Annotated in this window: 23 protein-coding genes and 3 tRNA genes; 15 read left to right on the forward strand and 11 right to left on the reverse strand. The window is 60.7% G+C overall.

From position 1 onward, the window contains the following. Positions 1-13: 13 nt before the first annotated feature. Entirely contained in the window at positions 14-409 is a 396-nt protein-coding gene (locus EGJ27_RS03725; RefSeq protein ID WP_125829352.1) for a helix-turn-helix domain-containing protein, read from the reverse strand. Between the two features lie 456 nt (positions 410-865). Here EGJ27_RS03725 and EGJ27_RS03730 point away from each other — a divergent pair. Beyond that, positions 866-951 (forward strand) — tRNA-Leu (locus EGJ27_RS03730). Positions 952-1,090: 139 nt separating this feature from the next. On the opposite strand, the gene EGJ27_RS03735 is transcribed toward EGJ27_RS03730, so the two are convergent. Continuing rightward, on the reverse strand, positions 1,091-1,465 hold the full coding sequence (locus tag EGJ27_RS03735) for a hypothetical protein (protein ID WP_125829353.1): 375 nt from the start codon (positions 1,463-1,465) through the stop codon (positions 1,091-1,093). Positions 1,466-1,557: 92 nt separating this feature from the next. On the opposite strand from EGJ27_RS03735, the gene EGJ27_RS03740 reads away from it, so the two are divergent. Further along, positions 1,558-1,827, forward strand: a complete 270-nt coding sequence (locus EGJ27_RS03740) for a hypothetical protein (RefSeq protein ID WP_125829354.1) — start codon at positions 1,558-1,560, stop codon at positions 1,825-1,827. A 319-nt stretch (positions 1,828-2,146) separates the two neighbouring features. Beyond that, on the forward strand, positions 2,147-2,515 hold the full coding sequence (locus tag EGJ27_RS03745) for a hypothetical protein (RefSeq protein WP_125829355.1): 369 nt from the start codon (positions 2,147-2,149) through the stop codon (positions 2,513-2,515). Between the two features lie 86 nt (positions 2,516-2,601). Here the strand turns inward: EGJ27_RS03745 and EGJ27_RS03750 are convergent, their stop codons facing one another. The 7 genes from EGJ27_RS03750 to EGJ27_RS03780 all read right to left on the reverse strand — a co-directional run bounded on the left by EGJ27_RS03750 (position 2,602) and on the right by EGJ27_RS03780 (position 7,522). Further along, positions 2,602-2,820, reverse strand: coding sequence for a hypothetical protein (locus EGJ27_RS03750; protein ID WP_125829356.1), 219 nt, complete (start codon positions 2,818-2,820; stop codon positions 2,602-2,604). 697 nt (positions 2,821-3,517) lie between these two features. Then, positions 3,518-3,591 (reverse strand) — tRNA-Cys (locus EGJ27_RS03755). 242 nt (positions 3,592-3,833) lie between these two features. Continuing rightward, positions 3,834-3,909, reverse strand: a tRNA-Gly gene (locus tag EGJ27_RS03760). A gap of 63 nt (positions 3,910-3,972) precedes the next feature. Next, complete coding sequence (gene pgsA, locus EGJ27_RS03765) at positions 3,973-4,533, reverse strand: CDP-diacylglycerol--glycerol-3-phosphate 3-phosphatidyltransferase (protein WP_125829357.1); 561 nt, start codon at positions 4,531-4,533, stop codon at positions 3,973-3,975. Between the two features lie 32 nt (positions 4,534-4,565). Next, positions 4,566-6,389, reverse strand: coding sequence for an excinuclease ABC subunit UvrC (uvrC, locus tag EGJ27_RS03770; protein WP_125829358.1), 1,824 nt, complete (start codon positions 6,387-6,389; stop codon positions 4,566-4,568). Positions 6,390-6,391: 2 nt separating this feature from the next. Beyond that, positions 6,392-7,036: a UvrY/SirA/GacA family response regulator transcription factor gene (uvrY, locus tag EGJ27_RS03775; protein ID WP_125829359.1), complete on the reverse strand. Its 645-nt coding sequence runs from the start codon at positions 7,034-7,036 to the stop codon at positions 6,392-6,394. A 120-nt stretch (positions 7,037-7,156) separates the two neighbouring features. Then, positions 7,157-7,522 carry a helix-turn-helix domain-containing protein gene (locus EGJ27_RS03780; RefSeq protein ID WP_125829360.1) on the reverse strand — a complete coding sequence of 122 codons (366 nt, stop codon included), beginning with the start codon at positions 7,520-7,522 and terminating at the stop codon, positions 7,157-7,159. An 82-nt stretch (positions 7,523-7,604) separates the two neighbouring features. Here EGJ27_RS03780 and EGJ27_RS03785 point away from each other — a divergent pair, with 82 nt between their 5' ends. The 11 genes from EGJ27_RS03785 to EGJ27_RS03830 all read left to right on the forward strand — a co-directional run bounded on the left by EGJ27_RS03785 (position 7,605) and on the right by EGJ27_RS03830 (position 19,825). After that, positions 7,605-7,835 carry a DNA-binding protein gene (locus EGJ27_RS03785; RefSeq protein WP_125829361.1) on the forward strand — a complete coding sequence of 77 codons (231 nt, stop codon included), beginning with the start codon at positions 7,605-7,607 and terminating at the stop codon, positions 7,833-7,835. Positions 7,836-8,353: 518 nt separating this feature from the next. Further along, entirely contained in the window at positions 8,354-8,506 is a 153-nt protein-coding gene (locus EGJ27_RS24865) for a hypothetical protein (protein WP_177522918.1), read from the forward strand. Between the two features lie 40 nt (positions 8,507-8,546). Then, entirely contained in the window at positions 8,547-9,626 is a 1,080-nt protein-coding gene (locus EGJ27_RS03790) for a 3-deoxy-7-phosphoheptulonate synthase (RefSeq protein ID WP_125829362.1), read from the forward strand. Positions 9,627-9,708: 82 nt separating this feature from the next. Beyond that, positions 9,709-9,990 (forward strand): peptidylprolyl isomerase, encoded by a 282-nt coding sequence (locus EGJ27_RS03795; RefSeq protein ID WP_062381420.1) that lies wholly within the window; start codon positions 9,709-9,711, stop codon positions 9,988-9,990. 198 nt (positions 9,991-10,188) lie between these two features. Further along, a complete protein-coding gene (locus EGJ27_RS03800; protein WP_125829363.1) occupies positions 10,189-12,057 on the forward strand; it encodes an extracellular solute-binding protein in 1,869 nt (622 codons plus the stop codon). After that, a complete protein-coding gene (locus EGJ27_RS03805) occupies positions 12,058-13,119 on the forward strand; it encodes a microcin C ABC transporter permease YejB (RefSeq protein WP_125829364.1) in 1,062 nt (353 codons plus the stop codon). Next, positions 13,119-14,141 (forward strand): ABC transporter permease, encoded by a 1,023-nt coding sequence (locus tag EGJ27_RS03810; protein WP_125829365.1) that lies wholly within the window; start codon positions 13,119-13,121, stop codon positions 14,139-14,141. The genes EGJ27_RS03805 and EGJ27_RS03810 overlap by 1 nt, the downstream gene beginning before the upstream one ends. A gap of 1 nt (position 14,142) precedes the next feature. After that, positions 14,143-15,726: an ABC transporter ATP-binding protein gene (locus tag EGJ27_RS03815; protein WP_125829366.1), complete on the forward strand. Its 1,584-nt coding sequence runs from the start codon at positions 14,143-14,145 to the stop codon at positions 15,724-15,726. Between the two features lie 234 nt (positions 15,727-15,960). Beyond that, entirely contained in the window at positions 15,961-17,379 is a 1,419-nt protein-coding gene (locus EGJ27_RS03820) for a sigma-54-dependent Fis family transcriptional regulator (protein WP_125829367.1), read from the forward strand. A gap of 283 nt (positions 17,380-17,662) precedes the next feature. After that, positions 17,663-19,054 carry a GntP family permease gene (locus EGJ27_RS03825; RefSeq protein WP_125829368.1) on the forward strand — a complete coding sequence of 464 codons (1,392 nt, stop codon included), beginning with the start codon at positions 17,663-17,665 and terminating at the stop codon, positions 19,052-19,054. 9 nt (positions 19,055-19,063) lie between these two features. Continuing rightward, a complete protein-coding gene (locus EGJ27_RS03830) occupies positions 19,064-19,825 on the forward strand; it encodes a 3-hydroxybutyrate dehydrogenase (RefSeq protein ID WP_125829369.1) in 762 nt (253 codons plus the stop codon). Position 19,826: 1 nt separating this feature from the next. Here the strand turns inward: EGJ27_RS03830 and EGJ27_RS03835 are convergent, their stop codons facing one another. Next, positions 19,827-20,999 (reverse strand): PilT/PilU family type 4a pilus ATPase, encoded by a 1,173-nt coding sequence (locus tag EGJ27_RS03835; RefSeq protein ID WP_125829370.1) that lies wholly within the window; start codon positions 20,997-20,999, stop codon positions 19,827-19,829. A gap of 74 nt (positions 21,000-21,073) precedes the next feature. Here EGJ27_RS03835 and EGJ27_RS03840 point away from each other — a divergent pair, with 74 nt between their 5' ends. Next, positions 21,074-21,349, forward strand: a complete 276-nt coding sequence (locus EGJ27_RS03840) for a peptidylprolyl isomerase (protein ID WP_017133756.1) — start codon at positions 21,074-21,076, stop codon at positions 21,347-21,349. Between the two features lie 103 nt (positions 21,350-21,452). Here the strand turns inward: EGJ27_RS03840 and pgm are convergent, their stop codons facing one another. Then, complete coding sequence (pgm, locus tag EGJ27_RS03845) at positions 21,453-23,099, reverse strand: phosphoglucomutase (alpha-D-glucose-1,6-bisphosphate-dependent) (protein ID WP_125829371.1); 1,647 nt, start codon at positions 23,097-23,099, stop codon at positions 21,453-21,455. Positions 23,100-23,184 lie beyond the last annotated feature (85 nt).

Raw genomic sequence — 23,184 nt, forward strand, 5'->3', positions numbered from 1 at the left:
CCTGCCGTCCAATCTACTCCCGGCTCGCCATGGACAACGCTCGCCCGCCGGAGTCACCCTGTCGAGCCTCGGAGTCATAGCTGTTGGAGATCTGCTCGATGGTGGTCACCAGTTGGCTGACCGCCTGCTGCACTTCGACGAACAGCGCCGCCGGCTCGCCACCAGTCCTGGCCACCCGACTAACCAGGTTGTCCATCGCCACCGTACTGGTTCGCCGGTCGGTCAGGACGTACAGAACATCCACCCCAATACTGGCCAAGGCCGCCAGGTAGTCTGCCTTGGGGACCCGCTCGCCGCTTTCATACTTGCCTTGTGCATTGGCGGCCACTCCACCTAACTGGCCAATTTCCCGCTGGGAGAGTCCCAACCGCTTCCGTTCCTGTCTCAAACGTGAACCGATGTCGCTCATTGCCTGACTACTCCATCCCCTGTTTAAACGATCAGTTTCTTGCTGCACAGCCCGCCCCATCCCGGCCTGCCGGTTCACCGCCCGCCTCCCTCGAGCCACCGTATACCACCGACCGTGTCGGAATTTTTCCTATATCTTTAGACGATTTCAACTAGCGCTTATCGGCTCATTGGCGAACTGGTCTGAGCTGTTTCGACCGCCGCCCCGATTCGTCCCGCGCCAGAGATTTATATAGGCGAACGGACAGCGAGCTTCAAGCGGTGATGTGTGACGCGAACACAGGTCGCGCCGCGCAATAGGACACCAAGCTGAGATCTCGCTACAGGCAGATTTCATAGCCCCATGATTTATCGAGAGTTTTATTTTTGAAAAAAAGCCCGCGATTGCGCGCTTCCGGCCCTCCCGCGCTTGCTTCGTGGGGACTGGGTGTATATATTCCCTGCTCTTGGCGCTACCGCCCCGATGGCGAAATTGGTAGACGCAAGGGACTTAAAATCCCTCGTCCTTTGGACGTGCCGGTTCGACCCCGGCTCGGGGCACCATATGAAAATCACCGCTTACGCCCTCTATAGCCGGAATTTTTTGTGAGTTTCCGGTTCGCAATTGTCGGTTTGCTTCGCAGTTCATGGTTGCCCGTCGTCCTGTCCTACTCGCCTCCCCCTTTACTGACTTCCCACCCTGTCATGCACTGCTGCCGGGTGAAGGCTCCTCTGACTCGTCAACCGGCGAGTTGTCCGGCAAGTCCGAATCGACGAAATCATCGGTCAGTTCGTCCTGATCATCATTGTCAGCGTCAGTTTCCAGATCAGGATAAGTTTCGTCTTGGCTGCCAGGCTCGGCCGGGCCTGGATAAGCGCTGTCAGGGCCATTGTCTTCATTCACCATGATCATTCTCCGATATGCGGCGCAGCTTATCCGCGCATGAAACTGAGATTGCGCTGGCTTTGCCGAAGTGCCGTTGGTTCGATAAATGGTAACGGTGCGCGGAGTACCTTCGGTCGGTAAGTGCTGTGCTTTTGGTACACATGAATAGCCTTCCTCAACCGTTACCTTCATACGGATAGCTAACCTTAGGAATTTCGGGAGTAAATTCTAATTTCAGATATTCCACAGGGCTAACGAGTTGCCCTTGGTTGCACGGAGTAGTTATGAAATCGCTCACAAGAATTTACGTGTCGGAAGCCGAACAGACGTTGGAACTCAGTCAAATCAACCAGTGCTTCGTTGAAGCTGACCAACTTTATGAAGCGGCCTACGCTGTGCTGGACACACCTCCCGATAAACCCGAGACGATTCACGAGTTTTCCATGCTGAAGGGCGTGGCTGACGCCAAGCTTGCAGAAGCCCGTGCGCGCTGGGAGCTCTACCGGAAAACCAGTCTCAAGCGAGAACGCTCCGGAGCGAATCGCAAGGATTGACCTAAGCGGGATGGGTGAGGTGTGACAGCGCAACATGGAGATTCGTGCCTGAACCGTGGGGCAGGTCTTTTCGATGCCGTTCAACATGACTTTGCTGTAAAAGCAACAATAAGCCGTGCGACTGAGGTAATGGTGGCGATCTGTAGTAAGCAACCAGAATGGTCAGCATTCATACGATGTCGATTTCTACATTGCAAACCGCCAGTCGGTTCGAGCGCCCTCTTTCATTCAACTGTTATCTTTCACTGGTAAATAATTGAATCCACGGATTCGGCTGGCTTGAATTGGTTGTCGTCAAAGCAAAAGGATGGACCCTGATATGTCCGAATACATGGATGAATTCTCTGCAACACCCCGCAATGACGTCGAATTCAGCGAAAGACTGACGCAACTGATGCGCAGGCACCCCGCGCAGGAAATGCCATCCACGCCTGGGGCTGACTGGTCGACTGCACCGCGGGAAGCCACGCACCACTGGATGTCTCCCACCGGTCGCCGTGTATGGTTCAAGCTGGGCGAGCCTCACCACCTGGCAAAATTACGCCATGGCTCCACGTGGGTGGCAGACGTCAACTATTGGGAATACTGGCTGCGTCATCCCTCCATCGAGTCGAGGCCAACCGGTGAAACGCTTTCAGTCAACCTCGCCGTGCTGATGCAGGAATCCCCTCGTTTTCTGCGGTCATGATTCACTTGCGAGTGGCATAGCGATCCCCTCGCGTGGTAATAGACCGGATCGAGCCATACGTCGATAAGACGCCTGACGCGAAGGGTTTATGCGAACGCCGGACTCAAGGTGAAGAGCAACTCACCGCGATCGGTCACCCCCACGCCATTTCTCAGCTGCCCCAGGTACATGTCATGAACTGAGTAGACCGCGCCACGGGATATGCGGAACACCAGCTCATCAACATGGCGAATGTGACCGCTCTGATCGACGCGCCCCAGCTCGACACTGTTCTTGCTGTAGGCGATGCATCCTGCCAATTCCATAACACTCTCCTTGCGTGCCCTGTTACGAAGTTTCCATACATTCGTAGACACAGAGTACCGCCGCTGCGTTCCCCATCTTTTTTCAAACAGCTCTGTATTCATCGGCAACCAGTGTGCGCAGACATCATCTCGCCACATTGCTCCTCGCCTCAAACCCCTGCTCAGCCATCAAGACGGCCGGCAACGAGAGCAATAGTCAGTCATTACAGACGCTGCCGACCGGTATGGTTGCTGGCTTGACGCTTGCAAGGTTCCGGTCAGCGATTCGGAAAGATGGAATTCTGACGCGACAGCCCACCCATTTATTACGCAGCGATGCGCCGGCCAGCCATAAGGAGATGTACCGTGTCCACCCTCAGTGAGATCGCAGCGAATCACGCCCAAACCGTAGCGGCCCGCGAAGTCGAGGGCACTCGATTGTCAGGGCCTTGTGTACCTGACGTACAGGTTTTTGACGCCAGCTCACTACTAAACAACCAGCTGCCTGCGCACACCATAGCGGCCATCACCGGCGCCTTATCTGCGTCGGCTCAGTCTGCCAGCTTGTCCATCTGATGCACGGCGAACGGGTACTCCCTGACGTGAACGCTGGAAGAAAAGGCAAAGTTAGGGAACACCTACCCAAAAATCAGGGAACACATGCTTTTTCGCCCACAATAAAAAACCCCGCAGACCTGAATCTGCGGGGCTTTGTATGTGGAGGCCGAGGTCGGAATCGAACCGGCGTAGGCGGATTTGCAATCCGCTGCATAACCATTTTGCTACTCGGCCTCAAACGTACGATGCCATGCAACAACATCAAACGCATTTGAACTTTGGAATCAGCAGCTTAGCTTTGATTCCCAACCCATTGAATCTTAAGGGTTTTCTGCATTCCCAAACCAGGAATGGACGCAATTCTGGACTGATACGGAGGTCATGTCAAGAACGGGGAGAAAATAAATCGCTATCTCTTCCCTTATGCAGCTACTACAAACGAAAACGCCACTCATTGAGTGGCGCCTTCTTGAATCTGGAGCGGGAAACGAGACTCGAACTCGCGACCCCGACCTTGGCAAGGTCGTGCTCTACCAACTGAGCTATTCCCGCGTCTTGGTAACGTGCGCCATTGTATACGCTGAGAAACTTACGTCAACCCTTTGATTCAAAAACTTATTTTTTTTCTGCGGTGGATTTCAGATGGGGCCAGGCGGCGCGCAGATACAGGATCATCGACCAAAGGGTCAGACCCGCGGCAACCAATAACAGAACGTAGCCCAACACCACCCAAGGGGTGAAGGCCGGCGCATTGGCGAGCAGTATCACCAGAGCGAGCATCTGCGCAGCGGTTTTCCATTTACCCATGCTTGAAACAGCCACCTGGGCACGTGCGCCGATTTCGGCCATCCACTCCCTCAATGCGGAAATGACGATCTCGCGCCCGATGATCACCGCTGCAGGCAGCGTCAACCACAGGTTGGCGTGGGTCTGGACCAACAGGACCAACGCCACTGCGACCATCAGCTTGTCCGCCACCGGATCGAGAAAGGCGCCGAAAGGCGTGCTTTGCTCAAGCCGGCGGGCCAGATAACCATCCAGCCAGTCGGTGGCCGCCGCAAAGGCAAAGACCGAACTGGCGGCCATGTAGCTCCAGTGATAGGGCAAGTAGAACAACAAAATGAAGATCGGAATCAGTACAACGCGTAAAACGGTAATCAGATTAGGGATATTCATCGGCACAACTGGCTACGAGGTGAGCGAGCATTCTACTCGCTGTGCAGGTTTGCATAAATCGACTCTGCCAGCTTTTTGCTGATTCCCGGCGCTTTCGCTATTTCATCGATGCTTGCGCGGGACAATTCCTGCAATCCGCCGAAGTGCTTTAGCAAGTCGCGGCGTCGAGTTGGGCCCACGCCTGCCACACCTTCCAGGGTGGAGGTACGCCGCGTCTTGCCGCGACGCGCGCGGTGGCCGGTAATGGCGAAACGGTGGGCTTCGTCGCGAATCTGTTGAATCAGGTGCAAGGCAGGTGAATCACCAGGCAGCGTGAATTCGTGTGCGGCGTCATTCAAATACAAGGTTTCGAAGCCCGCCTTGCGCGTCGTGCCCTTGGCCACGCCGAGCAGGATGAGATCAGGTACCGCCAACTCGTTGAGAACATCGCGCGCCATGGACATCTGGCCCTTGCCGCCATCGACCAGCAGGACGTCCGGCAGCTTGCCCTCGCCGTCCATGATCCGGCTGAAGCGACGCGTGAGCGCCTGATGCATCGCGGCATAGTCATCGCCCGCCGTGACGCCTTCGATGTTGAAGCGTCGGTAATCGGCCTTGATCGGCCCTTCCGGCCCGAACACTACGCACGACGCGACCGTGGCTTCGCCGCTGGAATGGCTGATGTCGTAGCATTCCAGACGCACCGGCGCCTCGTCGAGATTGAGCACCTGGCCAAGCGCCTCGAACCGCGACGCCACATGCTGGCGGTTGGCGAGGCGAGCCGACAGCGCCTGCTCGGCATTGGTGACCGCCAGCTGCTGCCAGCGCGCACGGGTGCCACGGACACGATGACTGATGGCCAGCTCACGCCCGCGCAGCTCCTCGATCGCTTCGATCAGGGCCGGGAAATCCTCGTTCACCACGTTGACGATGACTTCGGCAGGCAACTCGCGGTCGACGCCGCCCAGGTAATACTGAGCCAGGAAAGCGGACATGACTTCACCCACCTCCTCCTCGATACCCACCTGCGGAAAAAAATTCTTGCTGCCGAGCACTCGCCCGCCGCGCACACTGATCAGATGCACGCAGGCGCCGCCCGGATTGACGAAGGCAGCAATGACATCGACATCCCCGGTGCCGCCCTCCATGCTTTGCTGGTCCTGGACGCGGCGCAGCAAGGCGACCTGGTCGCGAAGCTCGGCGGCACGCTCGAAGTCAAGCGCCATGGCCGCTTTTTCCATGGCCGCGTTGAGTTCATCGCTCAATGCGTTGCTGCGGCCTTCGAGAAACATCACCGAGTGCCGCACGTCCTGGGCATACACCTCAGGCTCGACCAGCCCCACACACGGCCCCTTGCAGCGCTTGATCTGGTACTGCAGGCACGGCCGGTTACGGTTCTTGTAGTAGCTGTCTTCGCACTGGCGCACCTGGAACGTCTTCTGCAACAGACTCAGGCTTTCACGAATGGCACCCGCACTTGGATAAGGCCCGAAATAGCGCCCTTTCGCCCGTTTCGCACCGCGATGGATGCTCAGCCGTGGAAAAGCGCCATCGGAGAGAAACACATAGGGATAGGACTTATCGTCGCGCAGCAGAATGTTGTACGGAGGCCGCCACTCCTTGATGAGCGTCTGCTCCAGCAGCAGGGCCTCTGTTTCATTGGCGGTGATCGTGGTCTCGATCTGCGCAATCCGGGCTACCAGTGCGCCGGTCTTGGGCGCGTGGCCGGTCTTGCGGAAATAACTGGCCAGGCGCTTCTTGAGGTTCTTGGCCTTGCCGACGTAAAGCAGGCGCGCGTCAGCGTCGAACATGCGGTAAACGCCCGGGCGCCCACTGCACGTAGAAAGAAAAGCACTAGGATCGAACGTAAGGGTCATGTTCAGGCGCTGGCATCGACCATGCCGTGACGTACAGCCAGTAAAGCCAGTTCGACATCACTGCTGATCGAGAGCTTTTCAAAAATACGATAACGGTAGGTATTGACGGTTTTCGGCGACAGGCAAAGCTTGTCGGAAATGGTCTGGACTTTCTGGCAACCCACGATCATCAGCGCAATCTGGATCTCCCGCTCCGACAGCAGGTCGAATGGCGAGTTGTTGACCGCCGGCTGGAACGACTTGAGCGCCAGTTGTTGAGCGATCTGCGGGCTGATGTAGCGCTGGCCGGCGAATACCAGCCGGATTGCCTGAACCATTTCAGACAGCCCTGCGCCCTTGGTCATGTAGCCCGCAGCGCCGGCCTGCAGCAGACGGGTTGGGAACGGATCTTCCTCACAGGCCGTGACGGCCACGACCTTGATGTCCGGGTGACTGCGCAGCATCTTGCGAGTGGCCTCAAGGCCACCGATGCCAGGCATCTTGACGTCCATGAGCACGACGTCGGGCTTGAGTTCCCGCGCCTTCTTCAAGGATTCCTCGCCGGAGTCGGCCTGCCCGACCACCTGCAGGCCGTCTATGTCGGCCAACATGCGGGTGATGCCTGTCCGGACGAGATCATGGTCATCGACAACTAGCACCCTAATCAAGCAGACACCTCACGCAACAGTCATAACGAATTACCCGCCACCATAACAAAAAACATCAGACCAGACCTAGCCCAAGCGAGATCAGTCACCTGTCGGCCACGGATCGAGGCGGTGGAGTTGTCACTCGCCTTCCGAAGGTAGCCCCTTGCCACTGCTATAGGACGCCGACAATTCGGCCATGGTCGTCGTCAGCCTTCTGATTGCATCCTGGTCTTCGCGGTTCAAGACACGGTAACTGCCGAGCACCTTTTCCTCGGCCACGCTCAGATTGTCGACGGCCATGGGCGTTGGCGTGCCGGTCAATACATAGAGTACGTCCACTCCCTTAGCGGCCACTGCAGCCAGATAATCAGCCTTGGGTGCACGATCACCACTTTCATACTTTCCCTGGGCGTTGGCCTCCACGCCGCCGATTTCACCGAAAGCACGCTGGGAAAGCCCTAGGCGTTCCCTTTCCTTTCTCAGCCGGTACCCTATTCCACTCATTTGAATGCATAACCCTGTTGACCCCATCCTTACGAATGGTAGAATCCATGTAAAATTAAACTGACTTGAACGGTTTTGAACTATGCCCGGAATACGTACCGCTGCACAAGCCAAGGCCTGGCTTGAACAACAGGGGAAATCTGTTCAGGAATTCGCGCGCGAAAACAGCATCGATCCGGCAACGACCTACCAGGTGCTGGCCGGGCGAAAGAAAGGTCGGCGTGGAGAAGCTCATAAAGTGGCGGTTTTACTGGGGATGAAGATCGGCAGCATTCCGACGCCGGGCACCCCGGCAGAATCGCTGGTCGACTGACGGTCCTGCGCACAGCCCTGTGTGCGGAAAACCTTTACGTCTTAGGCAGCAGACTTCCCGGTGATTTCGCCGCCTTTTCCGACAGGCTACGTCTGTCATTATTCCTACATGCCTCTGCCCGTTTTGAGCTGCCGTAAAAACGGCGGCCGCTATAGGCTCGATTGGAATTTCCATTTGAATCCAGCAACGCATCTGGCGTAAGCTCGGCCCCGACCTTTCGGAGACTCTCATTCTCATGCCGCTCTTTCTTTCCACACCGCTGCTGCGTACCGTCGGCGTCACTCGCCTGACGACGAACGCTGCTGCGTGGATCGATTCGGCTGCAGTCTGCCTGCCGGTCAACTTTTATTATGGGTATTGGTTTAGCCACTGGCGCGCCTGATACCCACACGGCGCCCATCTGAAGGGGACGCCAACCAGAGAATTTCTCTACCCCCGGTCGGCTACCCGACCGGGGGTTTCGTTTTTCTGGGCCACGCAAAACAGCGTTGCACCCACATTCAATCGAGGATTACGCCATGAATTACGCCACCTATTACCGCAACGACATCGACTTCGCCTGGCGATTTAGCAACCTCCGTTCGGGCCAGCCTGCCGCCTCCGACCGGTCCCTGCCAGGTGGCATCCAACCCGTCACGGCCGAACCGGCCAATTGTCGAACACCCCTGTAGGGCTTGGGCGGGAGCTACCCGCCAGCCCAGGAAGCCTAATATGAACTCGTCCGTTGCCGTAAAACCGTCCGACCTTTCCACCAACACTGTGGTGTTGCGTGATACTTCCGCTTCCCGTCGCCTGCCCGGCACCCTGGAACTCAAGACCCGGTTGCCGCTTTCCGTGCCGCTCGCCGCCCAGATCGATGCTCAACGCCGTGCCGTGCGCGCCATCCTCGACGGTGAGGACTCGCGCCTGCTGGTCATCGTCGGCCCCTGCTCGATTCACGATCCGCAATCGGCACTCGACTATGCCGAGCGCCTGGCCGCACTGGCGTCTCAGGTCAGCGACCAGATGCTGATCGTCATGCGCGCCTATGTCGAAAAGCCACGCACCACCATCGGCTGGAAGGGCCTGGCCTACGATCCGCATCTGGATGGCAGTGACGACATGGCGGCCGGCCTGGCTCTGTCGCGGCGCTTGATGCTGGACATGATCGAGCTGGGCCTGCCGATCGCGACCGAACTGCTGCAACCCATGGCCGCCGGCTATTTCGACGACCTGCTCAGTTGGGTGGCCATCGGCGCGCGCACCACCGAGTCGCAGATTCATCGGGAAATGGCCAGCGGCCTGCCAATGGCGGTGGGCTTCAAGAACGGCACCGACGGTGGTGTCGATGTCGCCAGCGATGCCATTCGTTCGGCGACCCACGGCCACCGGCACTTCGGCGTGGACAGCCACGGCCATCCAGCGGTGATCGAGACCCGCGGCAACCCCGATACGCACATCGTCCTGCGCGGCGGTCATGGCGGCCCCAACTTCGACCGCACCAGCGTTGCGCAGGTCCGGGCCAGCCTGGAAAAAAACAGGATTGCCGCCCGCATCATGGTCGATTGCAGTCATGCCAACAGCGGCAAGGACCCATCGCGCCAGCCGCAGGTGTTCAACGACGTGTTGCAGCAACGTCTGGACGGTGACCACACGCTGATCGGCATGATGCTGGAGAGCCACCTGTTCGACGGTTGCCAGCCGCTGAGCCAGACACTTCGCTACGGCGTTTCGATCACCGACGGCTGCCTGGGCTGGGAGGCGACCGAGCAACTGTTAAGCAATGCGGTGGACCGTCTGCGCTACAGGTAAGCGTCGGGCAGGAACTTTTAGCGGGAAATGCCGGACTGAATCCGGTAGGCTCTTTCTTTTTTTTGATTGGAGATGTTTTCCCATGGCTAAAGCCACTGCCCGCCACATCCTTGTTTCGAGCGAAGAAAAATGCAACGAACTCAAGGCTCAGATCGAAGGCGGCGCTGATTTTGCCGAGGTTGCCAAGGCAAACTCCAGCTGCCCTTCGAGCCGTCAAGGTGGTGACCTGGGTTCGTTCGGTCCAGGCCAGATGGTCAAGGAATTCGACACCGTCGTGTTCAGCGCGCCGGTCAACGTGGTTCAGGGTCCGGTCAAGACCCAGTTCGGCTATCACCTGCTGGAAGTGACCAGCCGCCAGGACTGATTGCCTGCGCTACGCTGACACTCAACGGCTCATCTTCGGATGGGCCGTTTTCGTTTTTGCCAGCGTCCACTGGCGCTTGCCGGTAAAGACCGTTACAAAGCCAAGGGCATCCGGTACCTTGGCAGCTTGACGGTTCGCGGATCGCCCCCCTCGTTCTTCCCCGTTTCTTGTGTGCGGACACCTGTCAGGAATCGATTGATGCGCTTCGTTTTTTCATCGCTGATTACCGTAAGCCTTGCCCTGCTCTGGGGCCTGCAACCCCTGTCCGCCGCCCCGCAACACGCCTTGACCGTCTACGGCGAAGCGCCCCGTTACCCTGCCGACTTTCAGCACTTCGACTATGTCAATCCCGATGCGCCCAAAGGGGGCAGCATGCGCCGTTCAGCGCTGGAGATCGGCCAGTTCGACCACCTGATGCCATTCACCGACAAAGGCTTGGGCGTGGCGCAGATCAACGGCATGCTGTACTCGCCGCTGGCGGTGCGTTCACTGGATGAACCCTACACCGTCTATGGGCTTGTCGCGCAGAAAATGGAACGCGGCCAGGACGGCCTGTCGCTGCGGTTCTACCTCAACCCCAAGGCACGCTTCGCCGATGGCACGCCCATCACCGCCAGTGACGTGAAATACACCTACCAGCTGTTGATGACTCAGGGCAGCGTGCAGTACCGCACCGAATTTGCGGCAGTCAAGGATGTCCAGGTCGAATCCCCGACTCAAGTGCGCTTCGACTTCAAGCACAACGACAACCGCACCCTGGCGCTGGATCTTGCTTCGCTGCCGGTGTTCCCCGAGCACTGGTGGAAAACCCGCGATTTCGCCAACGGCGCGGGCTTTGAAATCCCGCCCGGCAGCGGCCCCTACCGGATCGGCCACGTGGACCCGGGCCGCACCATCACTTTCGAACGCGATCCGGACTGGTGGGCCAAGGATCTGCCGGTCAGTCGCGGCCTGTATAATTTCGACCGGTTCAGCATCGAGTATTTCGGCGACATCGACGTGGCCCGCCAGGTACTCAAGGGCGGTGCCTACGATTACAACCGCGAATTCTCGGCCACCGGCTACTCGATTCGTTACGACGGCCCGGCGCTTGCCCAGGGCCTGCTGCAAAAGGCGCATCTGGCCAAGGGCGCGGTGCAGAGTTCCCAAGGGTATGTCTTCAACCTGAGCAAGCCGATGTTCCAGGACCGCCGGGTGCGCCAGGCGCTGTCTCTGGTGTGGGACTTCGAATGGACCAACCGGCAGATGATGCGCGACATGTACATCCGCCAGAACAGTTTCTTTTCCAACTCCGAGCTGGCTGCCACACAGCCGCCGACGCCGGCGGAACTGAAGATTCTCGAACCCTTGCGCGGCACGGTGCCCGAGGAAGTCTTCACCCGGGTCTACACATCACCCAAGACCGACGGCAGCGGCTTTATTCGCGACAAGCAATTGCAGGCGCTGGCGCTGATGCAAGAGGCAGGCTGGACACCCCGAGGCGACCACCTGGTCAATGCCCGGGGCGAGCCGTTCAGCTTCACGTTCCTGAACGCTCAATCGGGCATCGAGCGGATGCTGCTGCCTTACAAACGCAATCTGGCGCAGATCGGCATCCAGTTCGATATCCGGCGTATCGACCCGGCCCAGTACCTGAACCGGGTCATGGCCCGCGACTACGACATGATCGTCACCGGGTATCCGGTATCGACATCCCCAGGCTCGGACCTTTACAACAATTTCGGCTCGAAGGTGGCCACCGATCCTGGCTCATCCAACTACATGGCGCTTCAGGACCCCGCCGTCGACACCCTGATCGACGGGCTGATGAAGGCCGATAACAAGCAGACCATGACCGACTACGCTCGCAGCCTGGATCGGGTACTGCAGTGGAATTACTACTGGATTCCCAATTACTACCCGCCCGGCTCTTCGACCGTGTGGTGGAACCGCTTCGGCATCCCCAGGGTGCAGGCCAGCAATGGTGAAGCCATCGAAACCTGGTGGGAAGTCAGCCCCACGCCCCTGACCAACGAACAGTTCGCCGCCAGACGCGGCGCCTCGGCACTTGTTTCGGAGATGAAGTGAATGGTGGGTTACATCATCCGACGCCTGCTGCTGATCATTCCCACGCTGCTGTGCATTCTGTTGGTCAATTTCTTCATTGTGCAGGCAGCGCCCGGCGGCCCGGTGGAACAGGCCGTCGCGCGCCTGCAAGGCATCGGCGGCACCGGCGTGGGGGCTTCTTCGGAAACCACCGGTGGCGGCCATTCACGCGCCTCGCGGGGCCTGGACCCCAAGCTGATCAAGGAAATCGAACGCCAGTACGGGTTCGACAAGCCGCTGCATGAACGCCTGTGGCTGATGCTCAAGAACTACGCGCAGCTGGATTTTGGCACCAGCTTCTTTCGGGGCGCGACGGTGACCGACCTGATCCTGCAGAAGATGCCGGTCTCGCTGTCGCTCGGCTTGTGGGCGACGCTGCTGACCTACCTGGTGTCGATCCCGCTGGGCATCCGCAAAGCCGTCAGGCATGGCAGCCAGTTCGATATCTGGAGCAGCACCGCGATCATCATCGGCTACGCCATGCCTGCGTTTCTGTTCGCCATGCTGCTGGTGGTGGTGTTTTGCGGCGGCACCTCGCTGAACTGGTTTCCGGTGCGGGGCCTGGTGTCGGACAACTTCGACCAGCTGTCCACCCTGGGCAAGATCGCCGACTATTTCTGGCACCTGGTGCTGCCGGTCAGTGCGCTGGTCGTCGGCGGCTTCGCCACCTTGACGCTGCTGACCAAGAACTCCTTCCTCAATGAAATCACCCGCCAGTACGTGACCACGGCACGGGCCAAAGGCATGAGCGAGCGCCGCGTGCTGTACGGACATGTGTTCCGCAATGCGATGCTGCTGGTGGTGTCGGGTATTCCCCAGGCGTTCATCAGCGTGTTCTTCGCCGGGTCGCTGCTGATCGAAGTGATCTTCTCCCTCGACGGTCTGGGCCGGATGAGCTACGAGGCGGCGGTATCCAGAGACTATCCGGTGGTGTTCGGTTCGCTGTTCATCTTCACCCTGTTCGGCCTGCTGATAAAGCTGCTGGGCGACATCTGCTACACCCTGGTCGACCCGCGGATCGACTTCAGCGCGAGGAACGCCTGATGACCAGACTTTCCCCGGTGGCGCGCAGGCGCCTGGAGCGGTTTCGCAGCAATCGACGCGGCTGGTGGTCGTTATGGCTGTTCTGCGCCCTGTTCGCCCTGACCCTGGGCGGCGAGCTGATCGCCAACGACAAGCCGCTGCTGCTCAGCTACAAGCACTCGCTCTATTTCCCCGTTTTCAAGCGCTATACCGAAAACCAGTTTGGCGGCGAACTGCCGTTCCAGCCCGATTACCGCAGCGAATACGTGCGCCGGCTGATCGACAAGGGCGACGGCTGGATGCTGTTCCCACCGATTCCGTTCAGCGCCGACACCCCCAACTACGAGCTGAACATTCCGGCACCCAGCCCACCCTCTGCCACCAACTGGCTGGGCACCGACGATCAGGCGCGGGATGTCATGGCGCGGGTGATTTTCGGCACCCGGGTGTCGATTCTGTTCGCCCTGGCGCTGACCGTCATCAGTGCGCTGATCGGCATCGCGGCCGGCGCCCTGCAAGGCTACTACGGCGGCTGGGTCGACCTGATCGGCCAGCGCCTGCTGGAAGTCTGGTCCGGGCTGCCGGTGCTGTACCTGCTGATCATCCTGTCCGGGTTCGTCGAACCGGACTTCTGGTGGTTGCTGGGCATCATGGCGCTGTTCTCGTGGCTGGCGCTGGTGGATGTGGTGCGCGCCGAGTTCCTGCGCGGGCGCAACCTTGAATACGTGAAGGCGGCCCGCGCCCTGGGCCTGCCCAACCGCAAGATTATCCTGCGGCACATCCTGCCCAACGCCATGAACGCGACCCTCAGCTACCTGCCGTTCATTCTGACCGGCGCCATCTCGACCCTCACGGCGCTGGATTTCCTGGGTTTCGGCATGCCCGCCGGCAGCGCCTCGCTGGGCGAACTGATCGCCCAAGGGAAACAGAACCTTCAAGCGCCGTGGCTGGGCCTGACCGCGTTCTTCGCCCTGGCGTTGATCCTGACCCTGCTGGTATTCATTGGCGAGGCGCTGCGCGATGCCTTCGACCCGAGGTCCTGACATGTCCGACAGCCTGATCGAAATCCGCGACCTGTGCGTGGCCTTCAACGGTGAGCAGGTGGTGCGCAACCTGAGCCTGGATGTGCGTGCCGGGGAATGCCTGGCGCTGGTGGGTGAATCCGGCTCGGGCAAGTCGGTGACCGCCCATTCGATTCTGCAATTGCTGCCCAAGGCCGGGACGCGATGCAGCGGCAGCATCACCTATCGCGGCAAACAATTGCTCGGCGCCAGCGACCGGACCCTGCAAGAGCTGCGAGGCAATCGGATCGCAATGATTTTCCAGGAGCCGATGACCTCGTTGAACCCGCTGCACACCATAGCCCGGCAAATCGGCGAGACGCTGCTGCTGCACCGCGGGCTCGGCGGGCGTCAGGCCCAGGCACGAATCGTCGAGCTGCTGGAACTGGTCGGCATCCAGCAACCGCACAAGCGTCTCAAGGCGTACCCCCATGAACTGTCCGGCGGCCAGCGCCAGCGGGTGATGATCGCCATGGCCCTGGCCTGCGAGCCGGAGCTGCTGATTGCCGACGAGCCGACTACCGCGCTGGACGTCACTGTGCAGCGCAAGATCCTGCTGTTGCTCAAGTCGTTGCAGGAGCGCTTGAACATGTCGCTGCTGCTGATCAGCCATGACCTGAACCTGGTGCATAGCGTCGCGCAACGGGTGTGCGTGATGCGTGCCGGCGAAATCGTCGAACAGGCCGATTGTCAGTCATTGTTCAAATCGCCGCAGCACCCTTACAGCCGCCTGCTGCTGGACGCCGAGCCCGCGGGCGAGCCGCTGCCGCGCGATGCCCGGGAAAACGTGCTGGAGGTGAACAATCTGCGGGTCTGGTTTTCCCTGGCCGGCGGTCTGCTGCGCCGCCATCAGGAATACCTCAAGGCGGTGGATGACATCAGCCTGAATATCGAGCGCGGCAAGACACTGGGGATCGTCGGTGAGTCCGGCTCGGGCAAATCGACACTTGGTCAGGCAATCCTGCGGCTGCTGGAATCTCGTGGCAGTATCCGTTTCCGGGGCCAGGCGCTGGAGGGGCTGAGCCAGAAACAGATGCGCCCGTGGCGCAAAGAGATGCAGGTGGTTTTCCAGGACCCTTACGGCAGCCTCAGCCCACGGATGTCCGTGGCGCAGATCATTGCCGAAGGCCTGGAGGTCCATAACCGGCTGGACGCGGTTCAGTGCGATATCGAGGTGATCCGTGCCCTGGAAGAAGTGGGCATCGATCCCCAGAGCCGTCATCGCTACCCCCATGAATTTTCCGGCGGCCAGCGCCAGCGGATCGCCATCGCCCGCGCTCTGGTGCTCAAGCCGGCGCTGATTCTGCTGGACGAGCCCACGTCGGCGCTGGACCGCACGGTGCAGAAGCAGGTCGTTGCGCTGTTGCGCCAACTTCAGGAGCGGCACGGGCTGACGTATCTGTTCATCAGCCACGACCTGGCGGTGGTCAGGGCGCTGGCCCATGATGTGATCGTGGTCAAGGACGGCAAGGTGGTGGAGCGCGGTGCCAGCCACGAAGTGTTCGATGCGCCGCAACACGCCTACACCCGCGAGCTGCTGGCGGCGGCCCATCCGGGTTTCAACTGACAGGCACGCCCGGACAGACCTCTTGCCGGGCAAACATTAACAACGGGCATTCTGTGCGGCCAGACGCCGGCTCACAGAGGGTGTCTACAAAATCGGCGATGAAGGCAAGACAAGGCGAAAGCGCTCGAAAAAGCGCAGTTTCCTCAGCGTAATTGAGCATTCGAGCGCGATTTCCACGCAGTGATGTCAAGCGCAGCCATTTTCTAGAGGCCCTCTCAAGGATGGAACAACCCAATGAAAGACAGCGACACCCTCAACGATTACAAGCGGGTGCAGCGCCTGGCGATTCGCTCGCTGTTCGAGATCATCGAGCAGTCCAGCGAAGGCACGGTGATCGTCGATAAAGATGCACGCATCGTATGGATCAACGAACGCTATGCGCGGCGCTTCGGCCTGCAGGACCCCAGCCTTGCCATCGGCAAACCCTGTGAAAGCGTGATTCCCGGCAGCCTGTTGCGCCAGGTGGCGCGGGACGGCCAGCCGATCCTGCTGGATATGATGGACACCGCCAAGGATCCACTGGTGGTCATGCGCTTGCCCATCCATGACGGCGGTGGCTCGCTGATCGGGGCTATCGGCTTTGCCCTGTTCGACGAGCTGCATACATTGTCGCCGCTGCTCAAACGCTACCTGAGCATGGAGCAGGAACTGGCCACGACCCGTTCGCTGCTCAAGGCGCGCCAGGCCAAGTACAGCTTCGCCCATTTCATCGGCATCAGCGAAGCGACCCTTGAGGTCAAGCGCCGTGCCCGGCGGGGTGCGGCCGCCGAGTCGCCGGTGCTGTTGCTGGGCGAAACCGGCACCGGCAAGGAACTGCTGGCGCATGCGATCCACAATGCTTCGCCGCGCGCCAACGGGCCGTTTGTCAGCATCAACAGCGCGGCGATTCCTGAATCGCTGCTGGAGGCGGAATTTTTCGGCACTGCGCCGGGCGCTTTCACCGGAGCCGAGCGCAAAGGCCGTGCCGGCAAGCTGAAGATCGCCCAGGGTGGCACGCTGTTTCTCGATGAGATCGGCGATATGCCGCTGGCCCTGCAAAGCAAGCTGCTGCGGGTGCTGCAGGAAAAGGAGTACGAACCGGTCGGCTCCAACGAGGTGCTGCACAGCGACGTGCGCCTGATCGCCGCCACGTCCACGGATCTGGAAGCTGCCATCAAACGGGGTGAATTCCGTGCCGACCTGTATTACCGCCTGAACGTGCTGCCGATCCATGTACCGCCGTTGCGCCAGCGCCTCGAAGACATTCCGGCCCTCAGCGAAGCCATTCTTGAGGAGCTGCGCAGCCGGCACGAACTGGAGGCTGCGGCCCTGACATTGCTGGCTCAGCACGCCTGGCCCGGCAATATCCGTGAACTGCGCAACGTGCTGGAGCGTGCCGCGCTGCTCAGCGATGATCTGGTGCTGACGGCCAATGACATTCGCGCGGCCATCGGCTCGCTGGTGCCGGTCAGCGCCGTCGCCGTGCCACCCCTCAATGGCGCGGCCGTGCACGAGACGTTCGGCCAGGCCCGGCAGCGCTTCGAGCGGCAGTTGATCGAAACCACACTGCTGCAATGTGCGGGCAACGTGATACGCGCCGCCACCCAGCTGGGGCTGGGTCGCTCCACGTTGTACAAGAAGATGGCCGTCCTGGGCATCGCGGAATCTCCATAGCGGGATATTGCGTCCACTTAGAGAGACTCTGCTCTGACCGCGCTGCGCTGCGGCTCTGCCCGCATGGCCGCAGGCTTTTCGGCGCCACGGCTGCTTCGTCGTCTACGCTTCGGGACGCAGGCCCGCTCGGCTGGCCGGCCATCAAAAGCAATTTCCTTGAATATCAATGATTTAGTTGTCTGGCACGAAACCCGCTATGACGTTCACTGCCGTGCAAACGCCTGCCGCGGCAATGAAGCGGGCCACCCGCGCATTAAAAAAACAATAACGACTGGAGAAACCGATGAGCGTACTCATCGCACTGGCAGCACTCACGCTGTTGATGGTCGCCGCCTACCGCGGCTACAGCGTCATCCTCTTCGCCCCCATCGCCGCCCTCGGTGCAGTCCTGTTGACCGACCCGGCTGCCGTGGCACCTGCCTTCACCGGGGTGTTCATGGACAAGATGGTCGGCTTCATCAAACTGTATTTCCCGGTGTTCGTGCTGGGCGCGGTATTCGGCAAACTGATCGAGCTGTCGGGATTCTCACGCTCCATCGTCGCAGCGGCCATCGGCCTGCTGGGCACGCGTCAGGCGATGCTGGTGATCGTACTGGTCTGTGCGCTGCTCACCTACGGCGGCGTTTCGCTGTTCGTGGTGGTGTTCGCGGTCTACCCGTTCGCCGCCGAGATGTTTCGCCAGAGCAATATCCCCAAGCGCCTGATTCCGGCCACCATCGCCCTGGGTGCGTTCTCCTTCACCATGGATGCGCTGCCCGGCACGCCGCAGATCCAGAACATCATCCCCACCACGTTTTTCAACACCACCGCCTGGGCCGCGCCCTGGCTGGGCGTGATCGGCACGGTGTTCGTGTTCTGCGCCGGCATGCTCTACCTGCAACGCCAGCGCAACAAGGCGCAGCGCGCCGGCGAGGGCTACGGCTCAGAGCTGCGTAACGAGCCGGAAACCGCCGAGGACATCCGCCTGCCGAATCCATGGATCGCGTTGTCGCCGCTGCTGCTGGTGGGCCTGATGAACCTGCTGTTCACCTGGTGGATTCCGCAGTGGTACGGCAAGACCCACACCCTGGCGTTGCCGGGCATGACCGCGCCGGTACAGACCGAGATCGCCAAGCTCACGGCCATCTGGGCGGTGGAAGCGGCCTTGCTGGTCGGCATTGTGATGGTATTGGTATTCGCCTTCGGCACGATCCGCAACAAATTGGCCGAAGGCAGCAAGAGCGCGGTCAGCGGTGCGCTGCTGGCGGCCATGAACACCGCCTCGGAGTACGGCTTCGGCGCCGTGATCGCTTCGCTGCCCGGTTTCCTGGTGCTGGCCAACGGGCTGAAAAGCATTCCCAATCCGTTGGTCAACGAGGCGGTCACCGTCACGTTACTGGCCGGGATTACCGGCTCGGCGTCGGGCGGCATGAGCATCGCCCTGGCCGCCATGTCCCAGACCTTCATCGATGCGGCCAATGCCGCGAACATCCCTCTGGAAGTGCTGCATCGGGTGGCATCCATGGCCAGCGGCGGCATGGACACCCTGCCCCACAACGGCGCGGTGATCACGCTGCTGGCAGTGACCGGCCTGACCCATCGGCAAGCCTACAAAGACATTTTCGGCATCACCCTGATCAAGACCCTGGCGGTATTCGTCGTCATCGGCACGTTCTACGCCACCGGTATCGTTTGAGGAATAGACATGAATCTGCAAGGCAAGACAGCATTGGTCACCGGTTCCACCAGCGGCATTGGCCTGGGCATCGCCCAGGTGCTGGCCCAGGCCGGCGCCGACCTGATCCTCAACGGCTTCGGCGACGCCTCGGCGGCGGTGACCGAGGTGCAGCGCTTCGGCGGCAAGGTCGGCCACCACCCGGCCGACGTCAGCGACCCGGCGCAGATCGCCGACATGATCGCCTACGCCCAGCGAGAGTTCGGGGGCGTGGACATTCTGGTCAACAACGCCGGCATCCAGCACGTCGACAGCGTTGAAGACTTCCCCATCGAACGTTGGGACTCGATCATCGCCATCAACCTGTCTTCGGTGTTCCACAGCATGCGGCTGAGCCTGCCGGGCATGCGCGACAAAGGCTGGGGGCGAATCGTCAATGTCGCCTCGGTGCACGGGCTGGTGGGCTCGACCGGCAAGGCGGCCTATGTCGCCGCCAAGCACGGGGTGATCGGCCTGACCAAGGTGGTGGGCCTGGAGACCGCGCGCAGTAATGTGACCTGCAATGCCATCTGCCCGGGCTGGGTACTGACGCCGCTGGTGCAGCAACAGATCGACAAGCGCGGTGGCGATCCGGATCAGGCGCGGCAGGATCTATTGGCCGAGAAACAGCCGTCGCTGGAGTTCGTCACCCCGCAGCAGTTGGGGGAACTGGTGCTGTTCCTGTGCAGCGATGCCGCGACCCAGGTGCGGGGCGCGGCCTGGAATGTGGACGGCGGCTGGCTGGCGCAATGAATCAGGCCTGACCGCCCGGCTCGTCCTTCTCCTCTACCAGGCCCCATTCGGCCGGGTTGTCGCTGGAGCTCGCCACCGGCGGTGGCGGCGGCGTGGTCAGGCTCGACACGCCGTCCTCACTGTGCAGTTTGAGCCGCAGGCGTAGGTTGTTCTGCGAGTCGGCGTGTTTCAGCGCTTCTTCCTCGCTGATCGCCCCCTCCACCACCAGCTCGTACAATGCCGTGTCAAAGGTGCGCATCCCCAGGTTGGCGGATTTTTCCATGATGCCTTTGAGTTCGGTCAGCTGGTTGCGATGGATCAGGTCACGGACGGTGGGCGACCCCATCATCACCTCCACCGCAGCGCGACGCTTGCCATCGGTGGTCTTGACCAGCCGCTGGGAAACGAACGCCTTGAGGTTGTTGCCCAGGTCATGCAACAACTGGTCACGACGTTCTTCGGGAAAGAAGTTGATGATGCGGTCCAGCGCCTGGTTGGCGTTGTTGGCGTGCAGCGTGGAAATCGCCAGGTGCCCGGTGTCGGCAAAGGCCAGGGCGTGTTCCATGGTTTCCCGGTCACGGATCTCGCCGATCAGGATCACGTCCGGCGCCTGACGCAGGGTGTTTTTCAGGGCCGCGTGAAAGCTGCGGGTGTCGACGCCGACTTCGCGCTGGTTGACGATGGATTTCTTGTGCCGATGGATGAATTCCACCGGGTCTTCGATGGTGATGATATGCCCGCTGGCATGGCGGTTGCGGTAATCGATCAGCGAGGCCAGGGAGGTGGACTTGCCGGAACCGGTCGCGCCGACGAACAGCACCAGGCCGTGCTTCTCCATGATCACGTCGAGCAGCACCGGCGGCAGGTGCAGGTCCTCGAAGCGCGGGATATCGAGCTTGATGTTGCGGGCCACGATGGAGACTTCGTTGCGCTGCATGAAAATGTTGATACGGAAACGCCCGATGCCGGCCAGCGACACCGCCAGGTTCATCTCCAGTTCGCGCTGGAATTCGAGCTTCTGCTCGTCATCCATCAGATCCTGGGCGATCTGCGCGACTTCGCCGGGCTTGAAGGTTTCGGTGCCCAGCGGCTTGAGCACGCCGTTGAACTTGGCACACGGCGGCGCGCCGGTGGACAGATAAAGATCCGAGCCGTCCTGGCTGGCCAGAATCTTCAACAACGCTGGAAAACCCATAATCGACACCAACTTCAGAATAAGCGTGAATGACAGGCATAATGGCAGCCTTTTTCCACTGGTGATATTGCGACATGAAAGCCCAAGCCCGCCACATTCTGGTGAAGACTGCCGAAGAGGCCGAACAACTCAAGCAGCGCATCGCCAAGGGCGAGGCGTTCGATGTGCTGGCCAAAAAGCATTCCACCTGCCCATCCGGCAAGCGCGGCGGCGACCTGGGCGAAGTTCGCCCCGGCCAGATGGTCGGCGCCATCGACCAAGTGATCTTCAAGAAACCCCTGCGCACCGTACACGGGCCGATCAAGAGCAAATTCGGTTACCACCTGGTGCAGGTGTTTTACCGGGATTGATGGTTTTGGCGTTCGCCAGCAAGCTGGCTCCCACAGATACCGCGCGGCCTATAGGAGCCAGCTCGCTGGCGAAACGGCTTTCAAACCACGGCAAATGCCGCGCTTATTTCGGAGCAATCGCCCCATCCACCAATACCTGAGCTTCGGCCACCAGGCGCTTGAGGTGCTCTTCGCCGATGAAGCTTTCGGCGTAGATCTTGTAGATGTCTTCGGTGCCCGAAGGGCGTGCAGCGAACCAGCCGTTTTCGGTCATGACCTTCACACCGCCGAACGGCTGGTCGTTGCCCGGCGCGTTGCTCAGCACCGACTGGATCGGTTCGCCGGCCAGTTCGGTGGAGGTCACCTGATCTGGCGACAGCTTGCTCAACAGTGCTTTCTGCTGCGGATTGGCCTTGGCGTCGACGCGGGTCGAGAACGGTTCACCCAGTTCGTCGGTCATGCTGCGATACAGCTCGCTGGGGTCACGGCCCTGAGTGGCGGTGATTTCCGCCGCCAGCAATGCCGGAATCAGGCCGTCCTTGTCGGTGGTCCAGACCGTGCCGTCGCGGCGCAGGAACGACGCACCAGCGCTCTCTTCACCGCCAAAGCCCAGTGAACCGTCGAACAGCCCGTCAGCGAAATACTTGAAGCCCACCGGCACTTCATACAGGCGACGACCCAGACGTGCCGTAACCCGGTCGATCATGCCGCTGCTGACCACGGTCTTGCCCACCGCCGCGTCGGCGCGCCAGTCCGGGCGGTTCTGGAACAGATAGTCGATGGACACGGCCAGGTAACTGTTGGGGGTCATCAGCCCGCCGGTCGGGGTCACGATGCCGTGGCGGTCGTGGTCCGGGTCGCAGGCGAAGGCGATCTGGTAGCGGTCTTTGAGGCCGATCAGGCTTTGCATCGCGTGGCTGGAGGATGGGTCCATGCGGATCTGGCCATCCCAGTCCACGCTCATGAAGCGGAAGGTGGCGTCGACGAACGGATTGACCACGTCCAGGTTCAGGCCGTAGTGCTCGCCGATGGCCGACCAGTAGCGCACACCGGCGCCGCCCAGCGGGTCCACGCCCAGGCGCAGGCCGGCGTTACGGATCGCGTCCAGGTCGATGACATTCTTCAGGTCGGCCACGTAGGTGTTTACGTAGTCATGGCGGTGAGTGGTGTCGGCGCGCAGGGCCTTTTCATGGCTGATGCGCGAAACGCCCAGGACTTTCTCGGCCAGCAGCTCGTTGGCCTTGTTCTCGATCCACTTGGTGACATCGCTGTCGGCCGGGCCGCCATTGGGCGGGTTGTACTTGAAGCCACCGCTCTGCGGCGGATTGTGCGACGGGGTGATGACGATGCCGTCGGCCAGGCCCGAAGTCCGGCCACGGTTGTAGCAGATGATCGCGTGGGAAACGGCCGGCGTCGGGGTGTATTCGTCGCCTTCGGAGATCATCACCTGCACCCCGTTGGCGGCCAGCACTTCCAGCGCGGTGGCGGCGGCCGGTGTGGACAGTGCGTGGGTGTCGGCGCCGAGGAACAGCGGGCCGTCGATGCCCTTGGCCTGGCGATACAAGCAGATTGCCTGGCTGATCGCCAGGACGTGCCATTCGTTGAAGCTCAGCTCCAGCGACGTACCCCGGTGGCCGGACGTGCCGAAGGCCACGCGCTGGGTCGAAACCGACGCGTCCGGCTGACCGGTGTAATAAGCCGTGACCAGCCGCGGGATATCGACCAGTAACTGCGCAGGTGCCAGCTTGCCGGCGAATGGACTGAGACTCATACAAACCTCCATGGAGAAACGGTTTCGGAAGACAGAGCGCGGCGACCCGTACCAGGCCGCAACGCGGAAAATTCGAGGTGTGGCA

Origin of the sequence: Pseudomonas sp. v388, assembly GCF_003935425.1 — a bacterium.
Lineage (GTDB): Bacteria > Pseudomonadota > Gammaproteobacteria > Pseudomonadales > Pseudomonadaceae > Aquipseudomonas.

Excerpts from the sequence above, each read along its gene's own strand:
- EGJ27_RS03780 (WP_125829360.1), bottom strand. The coding sequence starts at position 7,522 with ATGAGTGGAATAGGGTACCGGCTGAGAAAGGAAAGGGAACGCCTAGGG.
- EGJ27_RS03815 (WP_125829366.1), top strand. The coding sequence starts at position 14,143 with ATGTCCGACAGCCTGATCGAAATCCGCGACCTGTGCGTGGCCTTCAAC.
- EGJ27_RS03800 (WP_125829363.1), top strand. The coding sequence starts at position 10,189 with ATGCGCTTCGTTTTTTCATCGCTGATTACCGTAAGCCTTGCCCTGCTC.
- EGJ27_RS03790 (WP_125829362.1), top strand. The coding sequence starts at position 8,547 with ATGAACTCGTCCGTTGCCGTAAAACCGTCCGACCTTTCCACCAACACT.
- EGJ27_RS03840 (WP_017133756.1), top strand. The coding sequence starts at position 21,074 with ATGAAAGCCCAAGCCCGCCACATTCTGGTGAAGACTGCCGAAGAGGCC.
- EGJ27_RS03785 (WP_125829361.1), top strand. The coding sequence starts at position 7,605 with ATGCCCGGAATACGTACCGCTGCACAAGCCAAGGCCTGGCTTGAACAA.
- EGJ27_RS03725 (WP_125829352.1), bottom strand. The coding sequence starts at position 409 with ATGAGCGACATCGGTTCACGTTTGAGACAGGAACGGAAGCGGTTGGGA.
- EGJ27_RS03835 (WP_125829370.1), bottom strand. The coding sequence starts at position 20,999 with ATGGGTTTTCCAGCGTTGTTGAAGATTCTGGCCAGCCAGGACGGCTCG.
- EGJ27_RS03830 (WP_125829369.1), top strand. The coding sequence starts at position 19,064 with ATGAATCTGCAAGGCAAGACAGCATTGGTCACCGGTTCCACCAGCGGC.
- EGJ27_RS03810 (WP_125829365.1), top strand. The coding sequence starts at position 13,119 with ATGACCAGACTTTCCCCGGTGGCGCGCAGGCGCCTGGAGCGGTTTCGC.
- EGJ27_RS03805 (WP_125829364.1), top strand. The coding sequence starts at position 12,058 with ATGGTGGGTTACATCATCCGACGCCTGCTGCTGATCATTCCCACGCTG.
- EGJ27_RS03745 (WP_125829355.1), top strand. The coding sequence starts at position 2,147 with ATGTCCGAATACATGGATGAATTCTCTGCAACACCCCGCAATGACGTC.
- EGJ27_RS03735 (WP_125829353.1), bottom strand. The coding sequence starts at position 1,465 with ATGAAGGTAACGGTTGAGGAAGGCTATTCATGTGTACCAAAAGCACAG.
- EGJ27_RS03825 (WP_125829368.1), top strand. The coding sequence starts at position 17,663 with ATGAGCGTACTCATCGCACTGGCAGCACTCACGCTGTTGATGGTCGCC.
- EGJ27_RS24865 (WP_177522918.1), top strand. The coding sequence starts at position 8,354 with ATGAATTACGCCACCTATTACCGCAACGACATCGACTTCGCCTGGCGA.
- uvrC (WP_125829358.1), bottom strand. The coding sequence starts at position 6,389 with ATGACCCTTACGTTCGATCCTAGTGCTTTTCTTTCTACGTGCAGTGGG.
- pgsA (WP_125829357.1), bottom strand. The coding sequence starts at position 4,533 with ATGAATATCCCTAATCTGATTACCGTTTTACGCGTTGTACTGATTCCG.
- EGJ27_RS03795 (WP_062381420.1), top strand. The coding sequence starts at position 9,709 with ATGGCTAAAGCCACTGCCCGCCACATCCTTGTTTCGAGCGAAGAAAAA.
- EGJ27_RS03740 (WP_125829354.1), top strand. The coding sequence starts at position 1,558 with ATGAAATCGCTCACAAGAATTTACGTGTCGGAAGCCGAACAGACGTTG.
- EGJ27_RS03820 (WP_125829367.1), top strand. The coding sequence starts at position 15,961 with ATGAAAGACAGCGACACCCTCAACGATTACAAGCGGGTGCAGCGCCTG.
- pgm (WP_125829371.1), bottom strand. The coding sequence starts at position 23,099 with ATGAGTCTCAGTCCATTCGCCGGCAAGCTGGCACCTGCGCAGTTACTG.
- EGJ27_RS03750 (WP_125829356.1), bottom strand. The coding sequence starts at position 2,820 with ATGGAATTGGCAGGATGCATCGCCTACAGCAAGAACAGTGTCGAGCTG.